This window comes from Comamonas sp. NyZ500 (genome assembly GCF_016772095.1).
Taxonomy (GTDB): Bacteria; Pseudomonadota; Gammaproteobacteria; order Burkholderiales; family Burkholderiaceae_C; genus Comamonas; species Comamonas thiooxydans.
In genome coordinates this window covers 72,425-90,046 of record NZ_JAEIJE010000016.1, presented here as the reverse complement: position 1 = coordinate 90,046, position 17,622 = coordinate 72,425, and the positions used below count along the sequence as shown (strand labels likewise).

At 63.3% G+C, this 17,622-nt stretch carries 18 protein-coding genes; 11 read left to right on the top strand and 7 right to left on the bottom strand.

Annotated elements, in window-relative coordinates; genetic code table 11:
* Positions 1-338 precede the first annotated feature (338 nt).
* Both purM and JAO85_RS20065 read left to right on the top strand, forming a co-directional pair.
* Positions 339-1,391: a phosphoribosylformylglycinamidine cyclo-ligase gene (gene purM, locus JAO85_RS20070; protein WP_003070848.1), complete on the top strand. Its 1,053-nt coding sequence runs from the start codon at positions 339-341 to the stop codon at positions 1,389-1,391.
* 37 nt (positions 1,392-1,428) lie between these two features.
* Positions 1,429-2,487 carry an AI-2E family transporter gene (locus tag JAO85_RS20065; RefSeq protein WP_003070847.1) on the top strand — a complete coding sequence of 353 codons (1,059 nt, stop codon included), beginning with the start codon at positions 1,429-1,431 and terminating at the stop codon, positions 2,485-2,487.
* Positions 2,488-2,511: 24 nt separating this feature from the next.
* Here JAO85_RS20065 and JAO85_RS20060 read toward each other — a convergent pair whose 3' ends face one another.
* Both JAO85_RS20060 and murJ read right to left on the bottom strand, forming a co-directional pair.
* Positions 2,512-3,360 (bottom strand): SirB1 family protein, encoded by an 849-nt coding sequence (locus JAO85_RS20060; protein ID WP_003070846.1) that lies wholly within the window; start codon positions 3,358-3,360, stop codon positions 2,512-2,514.
* A 104-nt stretch (positions 3,361-3,464) separates the two neighbouring features.
* Positions 3,465-5,030, bottom strand: a complete 1,566-nt coding sequence (gene murJ / locus JAO85_RS20055) for a murein biosynthesis integral membrane protein MurJ (protein WP_012839454.1) — start codon at positions 5,028-5,030, stop codon at positions 3,465-3,467.
* 235 nt (positions 5,031-5,265) lie between these two features.
* On the opposite strand from murJ, the gene rpsT reads away from it, so the two are divergent.
* The 3 genes from rpsT to JAO85_RS20040 all read left to right on the top strand — a co-directional run bounded on the left by rpsT (position 5,266) and on the right by JAO85_RS20040 (position 9,066).
* Positions 5,266-5,559 (top strand): 30S ribosomal protein S20, encoded by a 294-nt coding sequence (rpsT, locus tag JAO85_RS20050; protein WP_003052598.1) that lies wholly within the window; start codon positions 5,266-5,268, stop codon positions 5,557-5,559.
* Positions 5,560-5,882: 323 nt separating this feature from the next.
* The gene (gene mqo, locus JAO85_RS20045) at positions 5,883-7,577 is read left to right on the top strand and encodes a malate dehydrogenase (quinone) (RefSeq protein ID WP_046461553.1); all 1,695 of its coding nucleotides are present in this window, start codon (positions 5,883-5,885) and stop codon (positions 7,575-7,577) included.
* Between the two features lie 112 nt (positions 7,578-7,689).
* Positions 7,690-9,066, top strand: coding sequence for an MATE family efflux transporter (locus JAO85_RS20040; protein WP_039049194.1), 1,377 nt, complete (start codon positions 7,690-7,692; stop codon positions 9,064-9,066).
* Between the two features lie 83 nt (positions 9,067-9,149).
* On the opposite strand, the gene JAO85_RS20035 is transcribed toward JAO85_RS20040, so the two are convergent.
* Positions 9,150-9,476, bottom strand: coding sequence for a DUF3579 domain-containing protein (locus JAO85_RS20035; RefSeq protein WP_003052588.1), 327 nt, complete (start codon positions 9,474-9,476; stop codon positions 9,150-9,152).
* A gap of 236 nt (positions 9,477-9,712) precedes the next feature.
* Here JAO85_RS20035 and JAO85_RS20030 point away from each other — a divergent pair, with 236 nt between their 5' ends.
* The 4 genes from JAO85_RS20030 (at position 9,713) to JAO85_RS20015 (ending at position 12,812) form a co-directional block, all read left to right on the top strand.
* Entirely contained in the window at positions 9,713-10,909 is a 1,197-nt protein-coding gene (locus JAO85_RS20030) for an aspartate aminotransferase family protein (RefSeq protein WP_034380459.1), read from the top strand.
* A gap of 18 nt (positions 10,910-10,927) precedes the next feature.
* The gene (argF, locus tag JAO85_RS20025; protein WP_012839458.1) at positions 10,928-11,848 is read left to right on the top strand and encodes an ornithine carbamoyltransferase; all 921 of its coding nucleotides are present in this window, start codon (positions 10,928-10,930) and stop codon (positions 11,846-11,848) included.
* A gap of 214 nt (positions 11,849-12,062) precedes the next feature.
* Positions 12,063-12,326 (top strand): hypothetical protein, encoded by a 264-nt coding sequence (locus tag JAO85_RS20020; protein WP_003067103.1) that lies wholly within the window; start codon positions 12,063-12,065, stop codon positions 12,324-12,326.
* Between the two features lie 120 nt (positions 12,327-12,446).
* Complete coding sequence (locus tag JAO85_RS20015; protein ID WP_202788841.1) at positions 12,447-12,812, top strand: YkgJ family cysteine cluster protein; 366 nt, start codon at positions 12,447-12,449, stop codon at positions 12,810-12,812.
* 153 nt (positions 12,813-12,965) lie between these two features.
* Here the strand turns inward: JAO85_RS20015 and JAO85_RS20010 are convergent, their stop codons facing one another.
* From JAO85_RS20010 to JAO85_RS20000, 3 genes are read right to left on the bottom strand one after another with little or no spacing between them, the layout of a single operon-like run.
* Positions 12,966-13,160 (bottom strand): hypothetical protein, encoded by a 195-nt coding sequence (locus tag JAO85_RS20010; protein ID WP_003067100.1) that lies wholly within the window; start codon positions 13,158-13,160, stop codon positions 12,966-12,968.
* 13 nt (positions 13,161-13,173) lie between these two features.
* Positions 13,174-15,108 carry a ferrous iron transporter B gene (locus tag JAO85_RS20005; protein WP_202788840.1) on the bottom strand — a complete coding sequence of 645 codons (1,935 nt, stop codon included), beginning with the start codon at positions 15,106-15,108 and terminating at the stop codon, positions 13,174-13,176.
* A complete protein-coding gene (locus tag JAO85_RS20000; protein ID WP_003067096.1) occupies positions 15,105-15,431 on the bottom strand; it encodes a FeoA family protein in 327 nt (108 codons plus the stop codon). The genes JAO85_RS20005 and JAO85_RS20000 overlap by 4 nt, the downstream gene beginning before the upstream one ends.
* Before the next feature lie 257 nt (positions 15,432-15,688).
* On the opposite strand from JAO85_RS20000, the gene JAO85_RS19995 reads away from it, so the two are divergent.
* Positions 15,689-16,009: a YkgJ family cysteine cluster protein gene (locus tag JAO85_RS19995; RefSeq protein WP_034353576.1), complete on the top strand. Its 321-nt coding sequence runs from the start codon at positions 15,689-15,691 to the stop codon at positions 16,007-16,009.
* A gap of 22 nt (positions 16,010-16,031) precedes the next feature.
* Here JAO85_RS19995 and JAO85_RS19990 read toward each other — a convergent pair whose 3' ends face one another.
* Positions 16,032-16,763, bottom strand: a complete 732-nt coding sequence (locus JAO85_RS19990) for a Stp1/IreP family PP2C-type Ser/Thr phosphatase (protein ID WP_012839463.1) — start codon at positions 16,761-16,763, stop codon at positions 16,032-16,034.
* Positions 16,764-16,991: 228 nt separating this feature from the next.
* Between JAO85_RS19990 and JAO85_RS19985 the strand changes: the two genes are divergently transcribed.
* Positions 16,992-17,618 carry a LysE family translocator gene (locus JAO85_RS19985; RefSeq protein WP_039049075.1) on the top strand — a complete coding sequence of 209 codons (627 nt, stop codon included), beginning with the start codon at positions 16,992-16,994 and terminating at the stop codon, positions 17,616-17,618.
* Positions 17,619-17,622: the final 4 nt, after the last annotated feature.

Below are 17,622 nucleotides of genomic sequence, written 5' to 3'. Positions count from 1 at the left end.
CCCCCTTTCCTGGGCATTCAACAGCCCATGCGGCGAAATCTGGCAGGAGATTCATCAGCATCAATGGTGGAAGATACAAAGGCCCGGACGCGCACTTAGATCAGGCCCTGCAATATGCCCTAGCGTGATCACTCGGTAACAAAAGCGCCAATTTTAGTCTGCACTCGCAGCCCCCGAGCGGCTTCGGGCTGATTTTGCCTACTGCCGTTGTTGTAGTCAGGCCATGAATGCTCCAGCAAAACCCTTTGACGCATGTCCGGGCGCCCCCGCTGCACGGGCAAGCGCCGTAGAATCCCGGGGTTTCCGCCCAGCAGGGCGCCCCCGCACCGGATCCATCGATGAGCTCTTCCGCATCCTCCTCTACCCCCATTTCCTACAAAGACGCCGGTGTTGACATCGACGCAGGCGACGCACTGGTCGAACGCATCAAGCCCCTGGCCAAGAAAACCATGCGCGAAGGCGTGATGGCCGGCATCGGCGGCTTCGGCGCCCTGTTCGAAGTGCCCAAGCGCTACAAGGAACCCGTGCTGGTGTCCGGCACCGACGGCGTGGGCACCAAGCTCAAGCTGGCCTTCGAGTGGAATATGCACGACACCGTGGGCATCGACCTGGTGGCCATGAGCGTGAACGATGTGCTGGTGCAGGGCGCCGAGCCCCTGTTCTTCCTCGACTACTTCGCCTGCGGCAAGCTGCATGTGGACACGGCCGCTGCCGTGGTGGGCGGTATCGCCAAGGGTTGCGAGCTGTCCGGCTGCGCACTGATCGGTGGAGAAACCGCTGAAATGCCCGGCATGTACCCCGATGGCGAATACGATCTGGCCGGCTTTGCCGTCGGCGCGGTCGAAAAGTCCAAGATCCTCAGCGGTCAGAACGTCAAGCCCGGCGATGTGGTGCTGGGTCTGGCCTCGCACGGCGTGCATTCCAACGGTTTCTCGCTGGTACGCAAGTGCATCGAGCGCGCCGAAGCCCAGGGCAGCGTGCCCGCGACTCTGGACGGCAAGCCCTTCAAGGCAGCCATCATGGAGCCCACCCGTCTGTATGTGAAGAACGTGCTGGCCGCACTGGACAAGCACCCCATCAAGGCCCTGGCCCACATCACGGGCGGCGGCCTGCTGGAGAACATTCCCCGCGTGCTGCCCGAAGGCACCGCAGCCCATCTCAAGGCCGGCAGCTGGCCCCAGACCGAGCTGTTCGCCTGGCTGCAAAAGACCGCCGGCATTGACGACATCGAGATGAACCGCACGTTCAACAACGGTATCGGCATGGTGGTGGTGGTGGCCGCTGAAGACGCAGAAGCCACGGCAGCCACACTGGCCGAGCTGGGCGAGAAGGTCTACAGCATCGGCGCCATCACGGAAATCGGCTCCGGCAAGCCCGTTGAAGTGCGCTAAGCAGGCCTTCATCACAGCCCCTCTACCCCGAGCCTGAATGACGCAGCATTTGCCCGCCCCCATCACTACGCAACCGGGCCCTTCGCCCAAGGTCATACTGGCCAGTTACATATTGATGGGAGCAGCATTGCTGCTCGTCATGCATCAGGGAATACTCCCCGGCCTGCTGTGTGTGTGCGTAGGCTTCATGCTTACCCGCTCGCTGTCGCGCCTGCTGTCACGCGCCAACCCTCGCGCCTTTGCCAGCAACCAGCTGCCACGCTGGGCCCAGGTGGTTGCCACCACCATCGTGATTCTGGCACCGCTGGCCCTGCTCAGCGGCGCACTCTCCCAGACCCGGACCTATATCACCGAAGCCCCCGCCCAGTACAAGGAACTGCTGGACTATCTGGCGGCCACGGTGCTGGAGCTGCGAGAAAAACTGCCTTCGGACATTGCCGACCAACTGCCTGACGGCGCTCAGGAAATTCAAAGCAAGCTGGCCGGCTATCTGGCCGCCAAGGCCGGTGTGCTGGCCACTGCAGGCCGAGCCTGGCTCACTGGCTTGCTCTATGCCTATGTGGGCCTGATCATCGGCGCGCTGGCAGCCGTTCGCCCCATCGCCACGCGTCACCCGCCGCTGGTGCAGGCCCTGCAGCAGCGCATCGGTCACTTTGCCCTGGCCTTCAAGCAGATCGTGGCCGCCCAGTTCTGGATTGCAGCCTTCAACACGCTGCTGACGTCCGTCTTCCTGTTGGCCATATTGCCGATCTGGAAGCTGCAACTACCTTACACCCCCGCGCTGATCACGCTGACTTTCATCGCCGGGCTGATCCCCATCGTCGGCAACTTGCTGTGCAATGCCGTGCTGACGCTGGTCGGCCTGTCCGTATCACCCATAGCTGCTGCTGCCTGCCTGGGCTTTCTGATCCTGATTCACAAGGCTGAATACGTGATCAACGCCAAGGTGGTGGGAACACGCACGCATATGGGCGTATGGGAGCTGCTGGCCGTGATGTTTGTGGCCGAGTCCGTCTTCGGCCCAGCAGGCCTGGTGGCAGCGCCGCTGTTCTATGCCTACCTCAAGAAAGAGCTGGAAGCCGCACAACTGGTGTAAGCAAGCTGCTTGCCACCAAGGCACTCAACCTGCGCGGCGCAGCCGGGCAATGGTTTTGGCGATGTAATCGGCCTCCTGCCCTTGTGCGGCAGGCGCATAACGCTCCAGATCCGATAGCGCTCTTTCAATCACTCCCCATTGGGCATACGCCATGCCGCGGTCCCGGAACAGCTCCTCGCGGCCAGGCTGCAGCAGGATCAGGCGATTGAGCACGGCCACCAGCATGGGCCAGTCTTTCTGGACCTGATGAATCTCCTGCAGATTGCGCAGCATGCGCGCCACGACATCTCGCGGATGAGCGGCCTGCAGATACAGCCCCAGCGGCGGCGCATCATCGGGTGAAATGCCGGCCTGATCGAGAAACGGCTGCAGGCGCTCTGCCAAGGCGCTTGCGGAGTAGGAGTCGCCTGTCAACGGATCCTGCACCACCTGCCCCTGCGGCAGCATGACCTTGACCAGAAAATGCCCTGGAAAGCCTATGCCCTCCACCGTCAGACCGATGCCGGCAGCCAGCTCCAGCCAGACCAGTGCCACGCTGATGGGAATGCCGCGCCTTGTCTGCAGCACATGGTGGATGTAGCTGTTGGCAGGGTCGTAATAGTTGTTGAGGTTGCCGGCAAAGCCCAGCTCGCCATAGAAGAACTTGTTGAGCGCACCGAGCTTGCGCAAACCGTCCTCCTCGCCGGCCAGACGCTGCACCAAACGCACTTGCAGCCTGTCCAGCTCGGCCAGCACGGCCTGCAGGTCAAGATCAGGTTCGGCATCCTGAGCAATGCTGATGGCGGCTTCCATCAAGGCAAAGTTTTCATCACTCTGCACCAAAGACGCAAAATACTGCAGGGCCGTGGGGTACTCGTCTATCGTCCAGCTCATAGGCTGATTTGTAAGCCGCCTTGGCAGGTCATGCAAGCGAAATCCCCTTGATACGCCTGTAAAACCTGCGCTGACCGCTCACTTTTCCATGAGCAGCTCAAGCTTTAACGGCGCAGCAATTGACGCAGATTCAGGCCCGACAGCATCAGCACGCCAAAGTAAAGCACGGCGGCACCGACCATCATGGCAGCCAGCAGACCTGCGCGCAGCAAGCCATTGCTGCGCAAGCCCACCCAGTCGAAGTGCTGACTGCCCCAGAGCAGCAGCACCGCCAGCAAGGCACTGGCCGCAATCACCTGCACGATGAACTTCAACCAGCCCGGCCTGGGCTTGTAGGTACCGCGACGCAACAAGCCCGTGAGCAGCCAGCTCGCGTTGACCAGTGCAGCCAGGCCGATGGACAGGGCCAGCCCGGTGTGCTTGAGCCAGGGCACCAGCACCAGATTGAGCAACTGCGTAATCACCAGCACCACGATTGCAATCTTCACGGGTGTGCGGATGTCCTGGCTGGCGTAGTAGCCGGGCGCCAGCACCTTGATGGCCACCAGGCCCAGCAGGCCGGCGCCGTAGCCCATCAGAGCCAGGGCAATCTGCCCCACATCGCTGTCATGCAAGGCACCGCGATGGAATAGCGTGGCCACCAGCGGCGTGGCAAAGGTCAGCAGCCCCACGGCGCAGGGCACGGCCAGCAGCACAACCAGGCGCAGACCCCAGTCCAGCATATTGGAATAGCGCTCGCCATCACCTGCCGCCTTGGCTGAAGCCAGCTGCGGCGTCAGCACCACCCCCAGAGCCACGCCCAGCAAGGCCGTGGGAAACTCCATCAGACGGTCGGCATAGAACAACCAGGTCACGCTTCCGGGCGCCATATAGGAAGCTATCTGGGTGTTGATCATCAATGAGACCTGGGCCACCCCTACCCCCAGCAGCGCCGGCCCCATCAGTGCCAGGATGCGACGCACACCCGCCTCGTCCCAGGCTGCGCGAATGGCTGCGTACGAGAAGCCGATGCGCGGCATCAGCCCCATGGAGCGCAACGCAGGAATCTGCACCGCCAGTTGCAGCACGCCGCCCAGCATCACGCCGCCAGCCATGGCATAGATGGGTTCTATGCCCTGCTTCTCGAACCAGGGGGCTCCCAGCAGAGCCGCCACGATCATGCTGATATTGAGCAGCACGGGCGTGGCTGCCGACACCGCGAACTTCTTCCAGGTATTGAGAATGCCTGCCGACAGAGCCACCAGCGACATAAAGCCGATATAGGGAAACATCCAGCGCGTCATCACCACGGCTGCGTGATAGCCGTCGGGTGACTGGCGCATGCCGCTGGCCAGCAGCCAGACCAGCAGCGGCGCGCCGATCACGCCCAAGACGCAGACCACCAGCAGAGCCCAGAACAGCATGGTTGCGACATGGCTGATCAGGTGGCGCGTGGCCTCCTCGCCATCCCGGGTCTTGCTCGCGGCCAGCACCGGCACAAAGGCCTGGCTGAAAGCCCCTTCGGCGAACAGGCGCCGGAACAGGTTGGGAATTCTGAAGGCGACATTGAACGCGTCTGTGAGGGCATTGGCTCCAAACATGGAGGCCATGAGCAGATCGCGAACCAGCCCCGAAACACGGGAGGCCAGCGTCATCAGGGATACGGTGGAGGCGGCTTTGAACAGTGACACGCAGCGAAGTGTATGCGTTCATGCCAAGCGCTGCAGGCTGATTTGCGGCGCTTTTCACTCTGTAGCAATCCAGCGATCTCAAACCAGACACGGCCCAACACAGAGACATCGAGCAAGGGCCGCCCCGCCGCGAGGATGTCGTCCCCCTTAAAGGGGGAAGCGGCAAAGCCGCACAGGGGGTGATACAATCCACGGTTTTGCTGACATCATCCTCAGACACACAAGGAAATAAATCATGGCAACTAAAGCCAAAAAGAACCCCCGCCTGGCTTCTGGCCGCAAGCGCGCCCGCCAGAACGTCAAGCTGAACGCTGCGAACACTTCGCTGCGTTCCAAGTACCGTACTGCTGTCAAGAATGTCGAGAAGGCTGTTGTGGCCGGCGACAAGACCAAGGCAGCTGAACTGTTTGCCAAGGCTCAGTCCGTGATCGACGCGATCGCTGACAAGGGCATCTTCCACAAGAACAAGGCAGCTCGCGACAAGAGCCGCCTGTCCGCCAAGGTCAAGACCCTGGCTCTGGCTGCCTAATACCAGCCTCCCTCAAGCACGGATGACTTAGGTCATCTGCCGTTTGTAACGGGTGCGCTGTCAGCAAAAACATCAAAACCGCCTCAGGGCGGTTTTTTTGTTGCCTGTGCCCGACATGACTGCCTCATCAAGGCATCCACAGACGCGCCTCACACCTAGCACAAAGCACCCTAATACGAATTGATTAGCGTCAGATTTTGACTTCCCTAGGACAATCCCCAGGTCGGGGAGTCTCATGTCTTTTATAGGACTTGCCCCGTATCTTCGCAAAAAGCCTGCCGCCTGCCCGCAGGCTTTTTTGATAGTCAAGTCTAGAAAAAGTCATGAAAAAGTCGATCAAAGCAGGACTGGGAGCCGTCGCGGCCCTGGTCCTGGCCGCGCTGTTATTTTTGTTTTGGCCAATATTCCCTCGCTCCGTGCCCAAGGCCGAGAACGAGCAGCCCGTTGATGTGGTGATGGTAGGCGCCGGCGTGATGAGCACGACGCTGGCCACCTATCTGCAGGAACTGCAGCCCGACTGGAAGATCGAGGTCTTCGAACGCCTGGACGGCGTGGCCCTGGAAAGCTCCAACGGCTGGAACAACGCCGGCACCGGCCACTCCGGCTTTGCCGAGCTCAACTACACGCCCCAGTTGCCCGACGGCAGCGTGGAAACCAAGCGTGCCGTGAGCATTGCCGAGCAGTTCGAGGTGACGCGCCAGTTCTGGGCCCACCAGGTCGGCCGCGGCCACCTGCAGTCGCCCGAGACTTTCGTGAACGCCACGCCCCATATGAGCTTCGTCTGGGGTGATGACAACATCGCCTTCCTCAAGAAGCGCCAGCAAGCCCTGGTCCAGAACCCCCTGTTCTACGGCATGGAGTACTCCGAAGACCAGGCACAGATCAAGAAGTGGGCCCCGCTGATGATCGAAGGCCGCGACCCGGCCCAGAAGATCGCCGCCACCTATATGCCCCTGGGCACCGACGTGAACCATGGCGTCTGGACCGAGCAACTGATGGCCTCGCTCCAGAAGGGCCCCAACTTCCAGCTGCACCTGCAAAGCGAAGTCACGGCCCTGCGCCAGAACGCCGACAAGACCTGGAACGTGACCGTGGCCGATCTGGCCAAGGGCGGCCAGGAAAAGACCGTCAAGGCCAAGTTCGTCTTCGTCGGTGCCGGCGGTGCCGCACTCAAGCTGCTGCAGGCCTCGGGCATCCCCGAATCCAAGAACTACGCCGGCTTCCCCGTGGGCGGCCAGTTCCTGGCCATCGAGAACCCCGAGCTGGCCAAGCGCCACGACGTCAAGGCCTACGGCATTGCCTCCACCGGCTCGCCTCCCATGTCCGTGCCCCATCTGGACGCCCGCCAGCTCGACGGCAAGCCCGTGGTGCTGTTTGGCCCCTTTGCACTGGCCACCACCAAGTTCCTCAAGAACGGCTCCTGGTGGGACCTGTTCTCCTCGGTCACCCATGACAATCTGATGGGCATGCTGCGCGTGGGCATCCACAACCTGGACCTGGTCCAGTACCTGATGCAGCAGGCCGAGCTGACCGACGCCGACCGTCAGGCCGTGCTGGCCCAGTACTTCCCCGAAGCCAAGCGCGAGGACTGGAAGCTGGTCACCGCCGGCCAACGCGTGCAGATCATCAAGCGCGACCCTGAAAAAGGCGCCGTGCTGCAGTTCGGCACCGAAATCGTTGGCTCGGAAGACGGCAGCATTGCCGCCCTGCTGGGTGCCTCGCCCGGCGCCTCGACCGCTCCCCACATCATGCTGAACCTGCTCAAGAAGTCCTTCCCCGAGCAGATGGCCAGCACCGAGTGGAAGGCTCACATCCAGCAGATCGTGCCCTCCTACGGCCGCAAGATCAACGAGGATGCCGCCTATACCAACGAGATCCGCCGCATGACCAGCTCGGCCCTGAAGCTGCCCTATGTGGATGTTCCTGCCGATCTGGGCAAAAAGGCCGAAGCGGCTCCCGCGCCTGCTGCCGCTCCCCAGAACCCCACCCAGCTGAACAAGGAAATGCAGGCGCTCTAAGCCCAGCCCTCCCCGCACCGGCCCCGCCGGTGCCCGCCCCGCCGGCCTGTGCCGCGCGGGGTTTTTTCTTGCAGAGTCCCTCCGCTTGGTGCTCTGCAACTTCCTTTTCCCCATGCACCAGCCACTGACTCACGCACCGATAGGCCGCGCCCTGCTGCGTTTTTCCCTGCCACTGTGGGGCGGCTATGTGCTGCAGTCGCTCAATACCTCGGTCAATGCCTTCTGGATCGGACGCCATCTGGGCGAGAGTGCGCTGTCTGCGGCCGTGCATGCCAACAATCTGCTGTTTGCGCTGATTGCTCTGGTCTTCGGCATCAGCCAGGCCGCCAATCTGCTGGTGGCTCAGGCCGTGGGCGCGGGCCGCTGGGCCCTGGCCCGCCGCATCACAGGCACCAGTGCCAGCCTGTTTCTGGGCATGTCCCTGCTGATGGCCGCCCTGGGCTGGCCGCTGGCCGCCCCCATGCTGGGCATCATGGGGGCCGAGCCTGCCACCGCCGCACTGGCCGTGGACTATCTGCGCGTGCTCTTTCTCGCGCTGCCGCCCATGCTGCTGCTGATCTTCGTGGCCGCCGTGCTCCGCGGCACAGGCGACAGTCGCACGCCTTTCGTGGCCCTGCTGGGCGTGGCCCTGGGCGATGCCCTGCTCAACCCCTTGTTCATTTTCGGCGCCGGCCCCCTGCCAGGCCTTGGCATGGCGGGCTCGGCCCTGGCCACTCTGGTGGCCAACAGCCTCGGCCTTGCGGGCCTGCTGGCCTGGCTGCGCTGGCAGCGCCTGCCGCTGTGGATAGGCTGGCGCCAGCGCCGCCATTGGCGGCCTGTGCCTGAGTTGCTGCGCTGCCTGGTCATCAAGGGCCTGCCCATGGGCCTGCAGATGCTGCTGGTCTCACTCTCCCTGGTGCTGATGCTGGCCCTGATCAACACCCATGGCGCCCAGGTTTCGGCCGCCTACGGCGCAGCCCTGCAGCTGTGGACCTATGTCCAGATGCCGGCCATTGCCGTGGCCTCGGCCTGCACCACCATCGCCGCCCAGAACGTGGGCGCCGGTCACTGGCCGCGCGTGGCGCGTACGGCGCGTGCCGGCGTGGCCTGCCACCTGTTGCTGACCGGCGCCTGCGTGGCCCTGATTCTGGCCTGCGACCGATCCGTGCTGGCCCTGTTCCTGCCCGAGGGCAGCACGGCCCTGGAGCCTGCACGCCATCTCAACCGCATCGTGCTGGGCTCGTTCATGCTGCTGGGCGTGAGCAGCGTGCTGGCCGGCGTGGTGCGCTCCACGGGTGCAGTGCTGGCGCCCCTGGCCATCCTGGCCCTGACGCTCTGGGGCCTGCGCCTGCCTCTGGCCTGGGGGCTGCAGCCGCTGTGGGGGCAGGATGCGCTGTGGTGGAGTTTTCCGCTCAGCGCGCTGGCATCCATGCTGCTGTCCATCGCCTACTACCGCTGGGGCCCGTGGCGCCGGTCACGGATGCTGGACAGCACGACAGCGCAGAACTAGCCCCGCCCGCAGCGCACAGATACAAAAAAAGCTTCCCGTGGAAGCCTTTGTCGTTTGCGCGGCGCCTCTTGGCACCTGAAAAATCACTTCTTGCCGGCTGGCAGCTTGTCAGGAAGCAGGCAGGCCTCGGCCACTTGCAGATCGTTGTCCTTGGCGAAGTTCAAGCAGAAGTCCCAGGCCATGGGCTCGTAGTCGCGCAGATCCCGGTTGATGACCACGCATTTGGTGCCGTTCATCACCGTGGGCACGCACCAGGGAGAGTAGCTCAGATGGCTTCCGGCGCAGGCTCCACCAGGGCGAAACTGACTCATGACACCGGCCAAGCGCTCGGCCCAGTCACTGGGTCGAAAGGTTTTTCCGGCATGGGTCATACCCATGATGAACAGTTCTTTGCTGGAAGGGGTAACCATCAAATATTCGCCAAAAAGATCCGGCAACCAGGCGGGATCCCCGCCAACATGCCTAAACAAGCATTCTAACTCTTGTATAAGAGCCATGCTGTCAACCCCACAATGGCGTAGGTTGATTGCATGGCAGCGATGCGCAATCCGCAATGTTGGGGTTATCCGGGCACTCTAGAATCAAAGCTCTCATTTTTCAGGCGCCACCGTGCGCCGTTGACCTTCCTTCTCAGGAGATTCTTGCAATGACCGCTTTCATCGAGGCAGCTTCGCCCCACGTTATGCCCACTTACGGCCGCGTACCCATCGCGCTGGAGCGCGGCCAGGGCTGCCGCGTTTGGGACGTGAACGGCAAGGAATACCTGGACGCGCTGGGCGGCATTGCCGTCAACACCCTGGGGCACAACCACCCCAAGCTGGTGCCTGCCCTGCAAGAGCAGGTGGCCAAGCTGATCCACACCAGCAACTACTACCATGTGCCCGGCCAGGAAACCCTGGCCAAGCTGCTGACCGAGCGCTCGGGCATGACCAATGTGTTCTTCTGCAACACCGGTCTGGAAGCCAACGAGGCCGCGATCAAGATCGCCCGCAAATACGGCGTGGACAAGGGCATTGCCAAGCCCGAAATCGTGGTCTATGACCATGCTTTCCACGGCCGCTCCATCGCCACCATGAGCGCCACGGCCAACCCCAAGGTACGCAACGGCTTTGGCGATCTGCTCGCTGGCTTCACCCGCATCGCACCCAATGATTACGAAGCCCTGATCGATGCGACCGAAGGCAATCCCAACATCGTCGCCATCATGATGGAGCCCATCCAGGGCGAAGGCGGTCTGCACCCCATGCGCGCCGACTATCTGAAGAAGGTGCGCGAGCTGTGCGATGCCAAGGGCTGGCTGCTGATCATGGACGAGGTTCAGGCCGGCATGGGCCGCACCGGCAAATGGTTTGCCCATCAGTGGGCCGGCATCACCCCCGATGTGATGACCCTGGCCAAGGGACTGGGCTCTGGCGTGCCCGTGGGCGCCGTAGTGGCGCACAAGGCGGCTGCCGAAGTGCTCAAGGCAGGCAACCATGGCTCCACCTTTGGCGGCAACCCTCTGTCCATGCGCGCCGGGGTGGAAACCATCCGCATCATGGAGGAAGACGGCCTGCTGGCTCATACCACTGAAGTGGGTGAATATCTGAAAGCTAAACTGCAGGCTGAACTGGGCAGCCTCGAAGGCTTCGTCGAAGTGCGCGGCCAGGGCCTGATGATTGGCGTGGAGCTGACCAAGCCCTGTGGCGAGCTGATTGGCCAGGCCGCAGAAGCCGGCCTGCTGCTGAGCGTGACCGCCGACACCGTGATTCGCCTGGTGCCGCCGCTGATCCTGAGCAAGGCCGAAGCCGACGAAATCGTCGCCAGGCTCAAGCCCCTGGTTCAAGCTATTCTGGCTGCCTGATCCTCCAAGGAATTCCGCATGAAGCATTACCTGCAATTTAGCGACTTCACGGCAGATGAATACGACTACCTGCTGGAACGTGCCGCCCTGATCAAGAAAAAGTTCAAGGGTTACGAGAAGCACCACACGCTGATCGACCGCACCATGGCCATGATCTTCGAGAAGGCCAGCACGCGCACCCGCGTCAGCTTCGAAGCCGGTATGTACCAGCTCGGCGGCTCCGTGGTCCACCTGACCACGGGCGACAGCCAGCTGGGCCGCTCCGAGCCGATTGAAGATAGCGCACGCGTCATCAGCCGCATGACCGATCTGGTCATGATCCGCACCTTTGGTCAGGACAAGATCGAGCGCTTTGCCCAGTACTCGCGCGTGCCCGTCATCAACGGACTGACCAACGAGTTCCACCCCTGCCAGATCCTGGCCGACATCTTCACCTTCATCGAGCACCGCGGCTCGATCAAGGGCAAGGTGGTGGCCTGGGTGGGCGACGGCAACAACATGGCCAACACCTGGCTGCAGGCCGCCGATCTGCTGGGCTTCACAGTTCATGTCAGCACACCCGGCGGCTACGAGGTGGACGAGCAGCTGGCCTTCAACGGCAAGCCCGTCAACCCCGGCTGCTACAAGGTGTTCAAGGACCCTCTCGAAGCCTGCAAGGGCGCCGATCTGGTCACCACCGATGTCTGGACCAGCATGGGCTACGAAGCCGAGAACGAGGCGCGCAAGAAGGCTTTTGCCGACTGGTGCGTGGATGCCGAGATGATGGCCTCGGCCAAGGCCGATGCCCTGTTCATGCACTGCCTGCCCGCCCACCGCGGCGAGGAAGTGGAGGCCGAAGTCATAGACGGACCGCAATCCGTGGTCTGGGACGAGGCCGAGAATCGCATGCATGTGCAAAAGGCTCTCATGGAGTACCTTTTGCTGGGTCGCGTGGACTGATGGCGAAGACATCGGTGCACGCGACGGCTCGCCAGAGCCAGCATGCGATTCGGGCGCAGGCTCATACCCGCTTCGCGGGTGTGAAGCGGCAGCATGCCGCGTGCCAAAGCCAAAATCGCATGCATGTGCAAAAGGCTCTCATGGAGTACCTGCTGCTGGGCCGCCAGCCAGGCTGATTCGGCACGTCCGGGCTCATCTGCATACCACCACACCCATGCACCTGAGCCACATCACATCCCCACACCGCCAGCGGGCCCTGCGCCAGCTGGCGGTGTTTCTGTTTCCGCTGCGCCCCACCCAGGGCGATGCCCGCTACGGCCAGCGCGGCGGCCTGCTGGCGCTGCGCCAGCCGCATATGGCACGCCACACGCGCGTGCCTTCCTTCTTCGGCCCGCGCAAATCCTTTGCCGCGCGCGTGCGTGCGCTTTATGTACGCATCCACACCTTCTATCTGAAGTTTCTTCAAGGCCATACCTAGTGGCTCGGCACCGGAAGCCGCAGACAGCCCTGTGCGCCGGCTTCCCTCTGCTCCCTAGAAAGCCGTCCTTCCCGGAGGAGGACGGCGCGACCCCGATGCCTGAACCCTTGAAAAAACACGATGTCCGAATCCGTCCACCCCTGCCTGAGCTGTGGCGCCTGCTGCCAGAACTACCGCGTTGAGTTTTCCATTTACGAGCTGCAATCCATGGGCGGCACCGTCCCCGATGAGCTGGCCCATGAAGTGCCCGGCAAGGGCAATCGCGCGCGCATGAACGGCACGGAGCGCCACCCGGTGCGCTGCGTGGCGCTGCGCGAGCTGCCCGAGGTCGGCGCGGGCTGCATAGGCTGCGGCATTTACGAGCAGCGCTCGCGCCCCTGCCGCGACTTTCCGTTTGCCTCCTACGGCTGCCATGACACACGCCAGAAGTTCGGCCTGTCGGCACTGAGCGAGGAAGAAGTCCAGCCCTGGCTGGAAGCCGCCTGAGCTTTCGGCAAGCCCGCAAGCACTATCGCTACCAAATAAAAAGCTGCCTGCGCTTGCCAATCAATCACTTCAGATACAAAAGCATCTGAAATGCATAGATGACAATCGCAGGCAGCTATATTTTTAGCTGATGCGGTCAGGCTCCGCCTGTGTTCAAGCCTTGCGCGTATCCGAGCAGCTGTCGCCACCACAGGCGCTGCAACCGCCGCAGCTGCCGCTCTTGCCCGCCGGCGCCAGCGAAGGATGAACCCGCGTCAGCTTGCTGCGCAGACCGGCGGGCATGAAACGCCAGGCCAGCGACACGGCGGCCACCAGCACGATGGCGCCCACTATCAGTTCCTGCCACATAGACAATCCTTTCTCAGCCCCAGCCCAGGGCCACGGCGACGCGATAGGTCACAAAGCTGGCCAGATAGGCCAGAGCAAACAGATAGCCGGCCATCAGCAGCGGATAGCGCCAGCCATTGGTTTCGCGCTTGACCATGGCCAGCGTGGAGATGCACTGGGGCGCAAACACAAACCAGACCAGCAGCGACAGCGCGGTCGCCATCGACCAGCTGCTGGCGATCAGCGGGCTCAGCTGCTGGGCCATGGCGTCATCGCCCACGGCCGACAGCGCATACACCGTACCGAGCGCACCCACCGCCACCTCGCGTGCGGCCATGCCGGGCACCAGCGCAATGGCGATCTGCCAGTTGAAGCCGATGGGTGCCAGCACCACTTCCAGCGCACGGCCGATCTGGCCCGCGAAGCTGTAGCGAATCGCGCCTTCGGTCACGCCCTCGGGAGCACCTGGGTAGCTGGAGAGGAACCACAGCACGATGCTGACGGTCAGAATGATGCCGCCGACGCGGCGCAGGAAGATCATGGCCCGCTCGTACAGGCCCAGCACCAGGCTGCGCAGGCTGGGGATGCGGTAGGAAGGCAGCTCCATCAGCAGCGGCGTGCGGGTCTTGACCTTGGTGGCCAGCTTGCCCACCCAGGCCACGGCCATGGCACTGACGATGCCGCCCACATAGAGGGCAAACAGCACCAGGCCCTGCAGATTGAAGAAGCCGGCCACGGTCTGCTCGGGGATGAAGGCGCCGATCAGCAGCGTGTACACGGGCAGGCGTGCCGAGCAGGTCATCAGCGGCGCGATCATGATGGTCAGCAGACGGTCGCGCCAGCTGGAGATCGAACGCGTGGCCATGATGCCGGGCACGGCACAGGCAAAGCTGGACAGCAACGGGATGAAGGAGCGTCCGGACAGGCCCACGCTGCCCATGATGCGGTCCAGCAAAAAGGCGGCGCGCGGCAGATAGCCCGAGTCTTCCAGCACCAGGATGAAGAAGAACAGAATCAGGATCTGCGGCAAAAAGACCACCACCGAGCCTGTGCCGGCAATCACGCCGTCCACCAGCAGGCTGCGCAGCACGCCATCGGGCATCACGCCATGCACCCACTGGCCGAAGTCGCTGACCAGGCCTTCGATGCCGTCCATCAGGGGCTCGGCCCAGCTGAACACGGCCTGGAACATCAGGAACAGAGTCACCACCAGCAGCAGCGTGCCCCACAGCGGGTGCAGCACCACGGAGTCGATGCGATCGTCACGCTGCGTGGGAGCCGCGGGCTCCTGCACGGTCTGGCGCATGATCTCGGCTACCTGCTGGTGCAGGGCCAGCAGCTGGGCGCGCGAGTTGCTGCCCGTCACGGGCTTGAACTGGCCTTCGAGCGTCGGCGCCTTGAGCTGCCTGGCCTGCTCGCTGTCCAGCCAGGCCAGCAAATCCTTGGCGCCGGACAGATGCACGCCCACGCTCTCCACCACGGGCACGCCCAGCAGCTCGCTGAGCCTGGCCTTGTCGATGACCAGTCCCTGGCGACGCGCCATATCGCTCATATTGAGCACCACCACCATGGGCAGGCCCAGAGCGCGCGCTTCCAGCACCAGACGCAGGTTCAGGCGCAGATGGGTGGCATCGGTCACGCAGACCAGCAGCTCGGGCGGCGCTTCGCGCGGATGCTGGCCCTTGACGATGTCGCGCGTGATGCGCTCGTCTTCGCTGTGCGCATCGAGGCTGTAGGTGCCGGGCAGGTCCAGCACGCGCACGCGGCGCTTGCCGGGCGTGCTCAGCCAGCCTTCCTTGCGCTCCACGGTCACGCCCGCGTAGTTGGCCACCTTCTGGCGCGCGCCGGTCAGCAGATTGAACAGCGCCGTCTTGCCGCAATTCGGATTGCCCAGCAGCGCGGCACGCAGGGGCGCCTGCTCCGCAGCTTGAGAGCTCATCATGGTGATCTTGGATTCACGCGCGTTCATGCTGCGGCCTCCAGCTGCACCAGCACCTGGGACGCCTCGTGGCGGCGCAGCGCAAACGTCGCCTGGCCTATGCGCACGGCCAGTGGGTCGGGGCCGGGAAAGCCGGTGGCAACGACGCGCACGGACTCACCGGGCAGAAAGCCGATTTCCATGAGTCTGAGCAACAGGCTTTCATCCTCGCCTTCGGAGGAAGCCAGATCCACCACCCGGGCCGGCTGATTCACCACCAGCTGATCCAGGCCCATGATGGGCCCGGTGGCCGTGGCTGCAGCGCTGGAAGATGGCACGCCGGATTCAGACGCTTGAACAGAAAGAGCATTCATGGACGAAGTAACTGACACTGCCTCAGACCTCGCCGAGGGGGACTGCAAAGAACTCATAGCGCATTATTAATTGATTTTGATTCTCATTTTCCATTTACTGTAGGCGATTGGTGCACAACGGTGGCGAATTGGCACCAGCAGCATGGACTTTTGGGCGGGTATTGAGCGGCGCGGTTGACAAATCTGCGGCCCGGCACAACCAAAGGATTTGCACAGCTGCGAAAATCGCCGCCCCACCGGAAAAACTCCGCCTTCCCATGACCCACCCCTGCCTTAGCTGCGGCGCCTGCTGTGCGTCCTTTCGTGTCGATTTTTCCGTGCACGAGTCCCAGGAGCATGGGGGCAGTGTCCCCGCAGGGCTGGTTGAGGAAGTCACCGACTACACCTGCCGCATGCGTGGCACGGACTGGGCCAGGCCACGCTGTGCAGCTCTGGTGGGCAAGGTGGGAGAGAAGGCGTACTGCGGCATTTATGAATGGCGCCCCTCCCCTTGCCGGGAGTTCGCCGCGGGCTCGGACGCCTGCAACCGCGTGCGCCAGCGCCATCAGCTGCCTCCGCTGGAAAGCGGTCTGATCTAAGAGTCCCGGTCAGATCCGGGGATCAGGCGCCCTGCTCAATCAGCACCACGCCGATATTGTCCTTGCCTCCCGCGGCATTGGCCGCCTCGATCAAGGCCTCCTGCAACCGCTCCAGCGGCAGGTTTTCCTCGAACAGGGAGGCAAGGCTGGCGTCGCTCAGCATATCGGTCAGGCCGTCCGAGCACAGCAGAATGCGGTCACCCTGCTGCAGCGGCCAGTGGTTCAGCTCCGGCTCCACCTGGGGCATCACTCCCAACGCTCTAGTCACCAGATGGCCGTAGCGCGAGGTCCTGGCATCGGCCTCGCTGATCAGGCCGGCATCGATATCCTGCTGCACCAGCGAATGGTCGCGCGTCAGGCGCTGCAGCCGGCCGGCACGCCAGGCATAGGCCCTGGAGTCGCCCAGATGGGCAATCAGCACTTCGCTCGCCAGCACCAGGGCGGCCACCACCGTGGTGCCCATGCCGCTGCAGCCGGGCGTGGACTGCGCGGCGGCATAGATGGCCGTATTGGCCATGTGCAGAGAGTCCGTCAGCTCGCACTGTGCTGCCAGCATGGATTCATCGGCGGCCGGACCGTGCTGCACGCTGGTCGTGATCAGCTCCACGGCCATGACGCTGGCCACCTCGCCCGCGTTATAGCCGCCCATGCCGTCGGCCAGCACTGCAACCGGCCAGGGCCTGGCCTGCGGCTCCAGCCCCACCGAGTCTTCGTTATTGCTGCGCTGGCGACCCATGTCTGCACGCCCCACCATGCGTACGGCCGGCCAGACTCGGGATGGGCTAGAAGCTGCTGCGGATGACATGGAAGGTGGGACGGGGGTCAGGTTCGCGAAAGCATTCAAGCGTAACGCAAGTTAGCTTCGCTCCTTGTCTGAAAAAGACACCGTTTTGCACTTGTTAACCAAGCAAAGGCGCAATTTTGTTCAATACCTGGAACGGCCAAGGACTCAGACTGGCGACCTCTTGTTTCAGGTTTGTCCATGCTTTCTTCTGTTCTGGCCATGGCCGGATTTGCACTCGCCGGCGCCATCACGCCAGGGCCGGTGAACGTGCTGGCCCTGCGCCATGGCAACGGCCGCGCTGGCGCCGCCTTCTGCTATGTACTGGGAGCCAGCGTCAGCTACGCCGTCATCGTCTGGCTGATGGGCCAGAGCGGGCAATGGCTGCTCAAGCAGCCCGAGCTGCTGCGCTGGGCGCCGCGTGTCTGTGCTCTCTATCTGCTCTGGCTGGCCTGGCAGCTGGCCAATGCCCCCGGGGCCCATGGCCGGGCAGCCAGGGAAAGCGTGCCCTCGTCACTGCCGGCCGGTCCAGGCGGAGCGTTCGTGCAAGGCATTGCCATTCAGAGCCTCAACCCCAAGGCCTGGTTGGTGGCGCTTTCGGGCATCGGCATGTTTGTGGCCCCTCTGGCGGCGCAGCAGGTCTCGCTGCCTGCTGCATTGCTGCTGTTTTGCGCCGTCTCCTTGTTGGCCTGCCTGCTCGGCGTTGGCTGCTGGGCCGCGCTGGGCCATGCACTGACCCAATGGCTGAGCACGCCCCTGCGTCAGCGGCGGCTGAACCAGGCCCTGGCCATGGTGCTGGTGGCAAGCGTGGTCAGCATGCTGGCATGATGAG

What these genes read in the sequence shown, in the direction of transcription:
- JAO85_RS20035 (WP_003052588.1), bottom strand. Translation starts at nt 9,476, where the DNA reads ATGGTTACCCCTTCCAGCAAAGAACTGTTCATCATGGGTATGACCCAT.
- mqo (WP_046461553.1), top strand. Translation starts at nt 5,883, where the DNA reads ATGAAAAAGTCGATCAAAGCAGGACTGGGAGCCGTCGCGGCCCTGGTC.
- JAO85_RS19990 (WP_012839463.1), bottom strand. Translation starts at nt 16,763, where the DNA reads ATGGTGGGGCGTGCAGACATGGGTCGCCAGCGCAGCAATAACGAAGAC.
- JAO85_RS20000 (WP_003067096.1), bottom strand. Translation starts at nt 15,431, where the DNA reads ATGAATGCTCTTTCTGTTCAAGCGTCTGAATCCGGCGTGCCATCTTCC.
- rpsT (WP_003052598.1), top strand. Translation starts at nt 5,266, where the DNA reads ATGGCAACTAAAGCCAAAAAGAACCCCCGCCTGGCTTCTGGCCGCAAG.
- JAO85_RS20015 (WP_202788841.1), top strand. Translation starts at nt 12,447, where the DNA reads ATGTCCGAATCCGTCCACCCCTGCCTGAGCTGTGGCGCCTGCTGCCAG.
- JAO85_RS20030 (WP_034380459.1), top strand. Translation starts at nt 9,713, where the DNA reads ATGACCGCTTTCATCGAGGCAGCTTCGCCCCACGTTATGCCCACTTAC.
- JAO85_RS20065 (WP_003070847.1), top strand. Translation starts at nt 1,429, where the DNA reads ATGACGCAGCATTTGCCCGCCCCCATCACTACGCAACCGGGCCCTTCG.
- argF (WP_012839458.1), top strand. Translation starts at nt 10,928, where the DNA reads ATGAAGCATTACCTGCAATTTAGCGACTTCACGGCAGATGAATACGAC.
- JAO85_RS20010 (WP_003067100.1), bottom strand. Translation starts at nt 13,160, where the DNA reads ATGTGGCAGGAACTGATAGTGGGCGCCATCGTGCTGGTGGCCGCCGTG.
- JAO85_RS19985 (WP_039049075.1), top strand. Translation starts at nt 16,992, where the DNA reads ATGCTTTCTTCTGTTCTGGCCATGGCCGGATTTGCACTCGCCGGCGCC.
- JAO85_RS19995 (WP_034353576.1), top strand. Translation starts at nt 15,689, where the DNA reads ATGACCCACCCCTGCCTTAGCTGCGGCGCCTGCTGTGCGTCCTTTCGT.
- JAO85_RS20040 (WP_039049194.1), top strand. Translation starts at nt 7,690, where the DNA reads ATGCACCAGCCACTGACTCACGCACCGATAGGCCGCGCCCTGCTGCGT.
- JAO85_RS20060 (WP_003070846.1), bottom strand. Translation starts at nt 3,360, where the DNA reads ATGAGCTGGACGATAGACGAGTACCCCACGGCCCTGCAGTATTTTGCG.
- JAO85_RS20020 (WP_003067103.1), top strand. Translation starts at nt 12,063, where the DNA reads ATGCACCTGAGCCACATCACATCCCCACACCGCCAGCGGGCCCTGCGC.
- JAO85_RS20005 (WP_202788840.1), bottom strand. Translation starts at nt 15,108, where the DNA reads ATGAACGCGCGTGAATCCAAGATCACCATGATGAGCTCTCAAGCTGCG.
- purM (WP_003070848.1), top strand. Translation starts at nt 339, where the DNA reads ATGAGCTCTTCCGCATCCTCCTCTACCCCCATTTCCTACAAAGACGCC.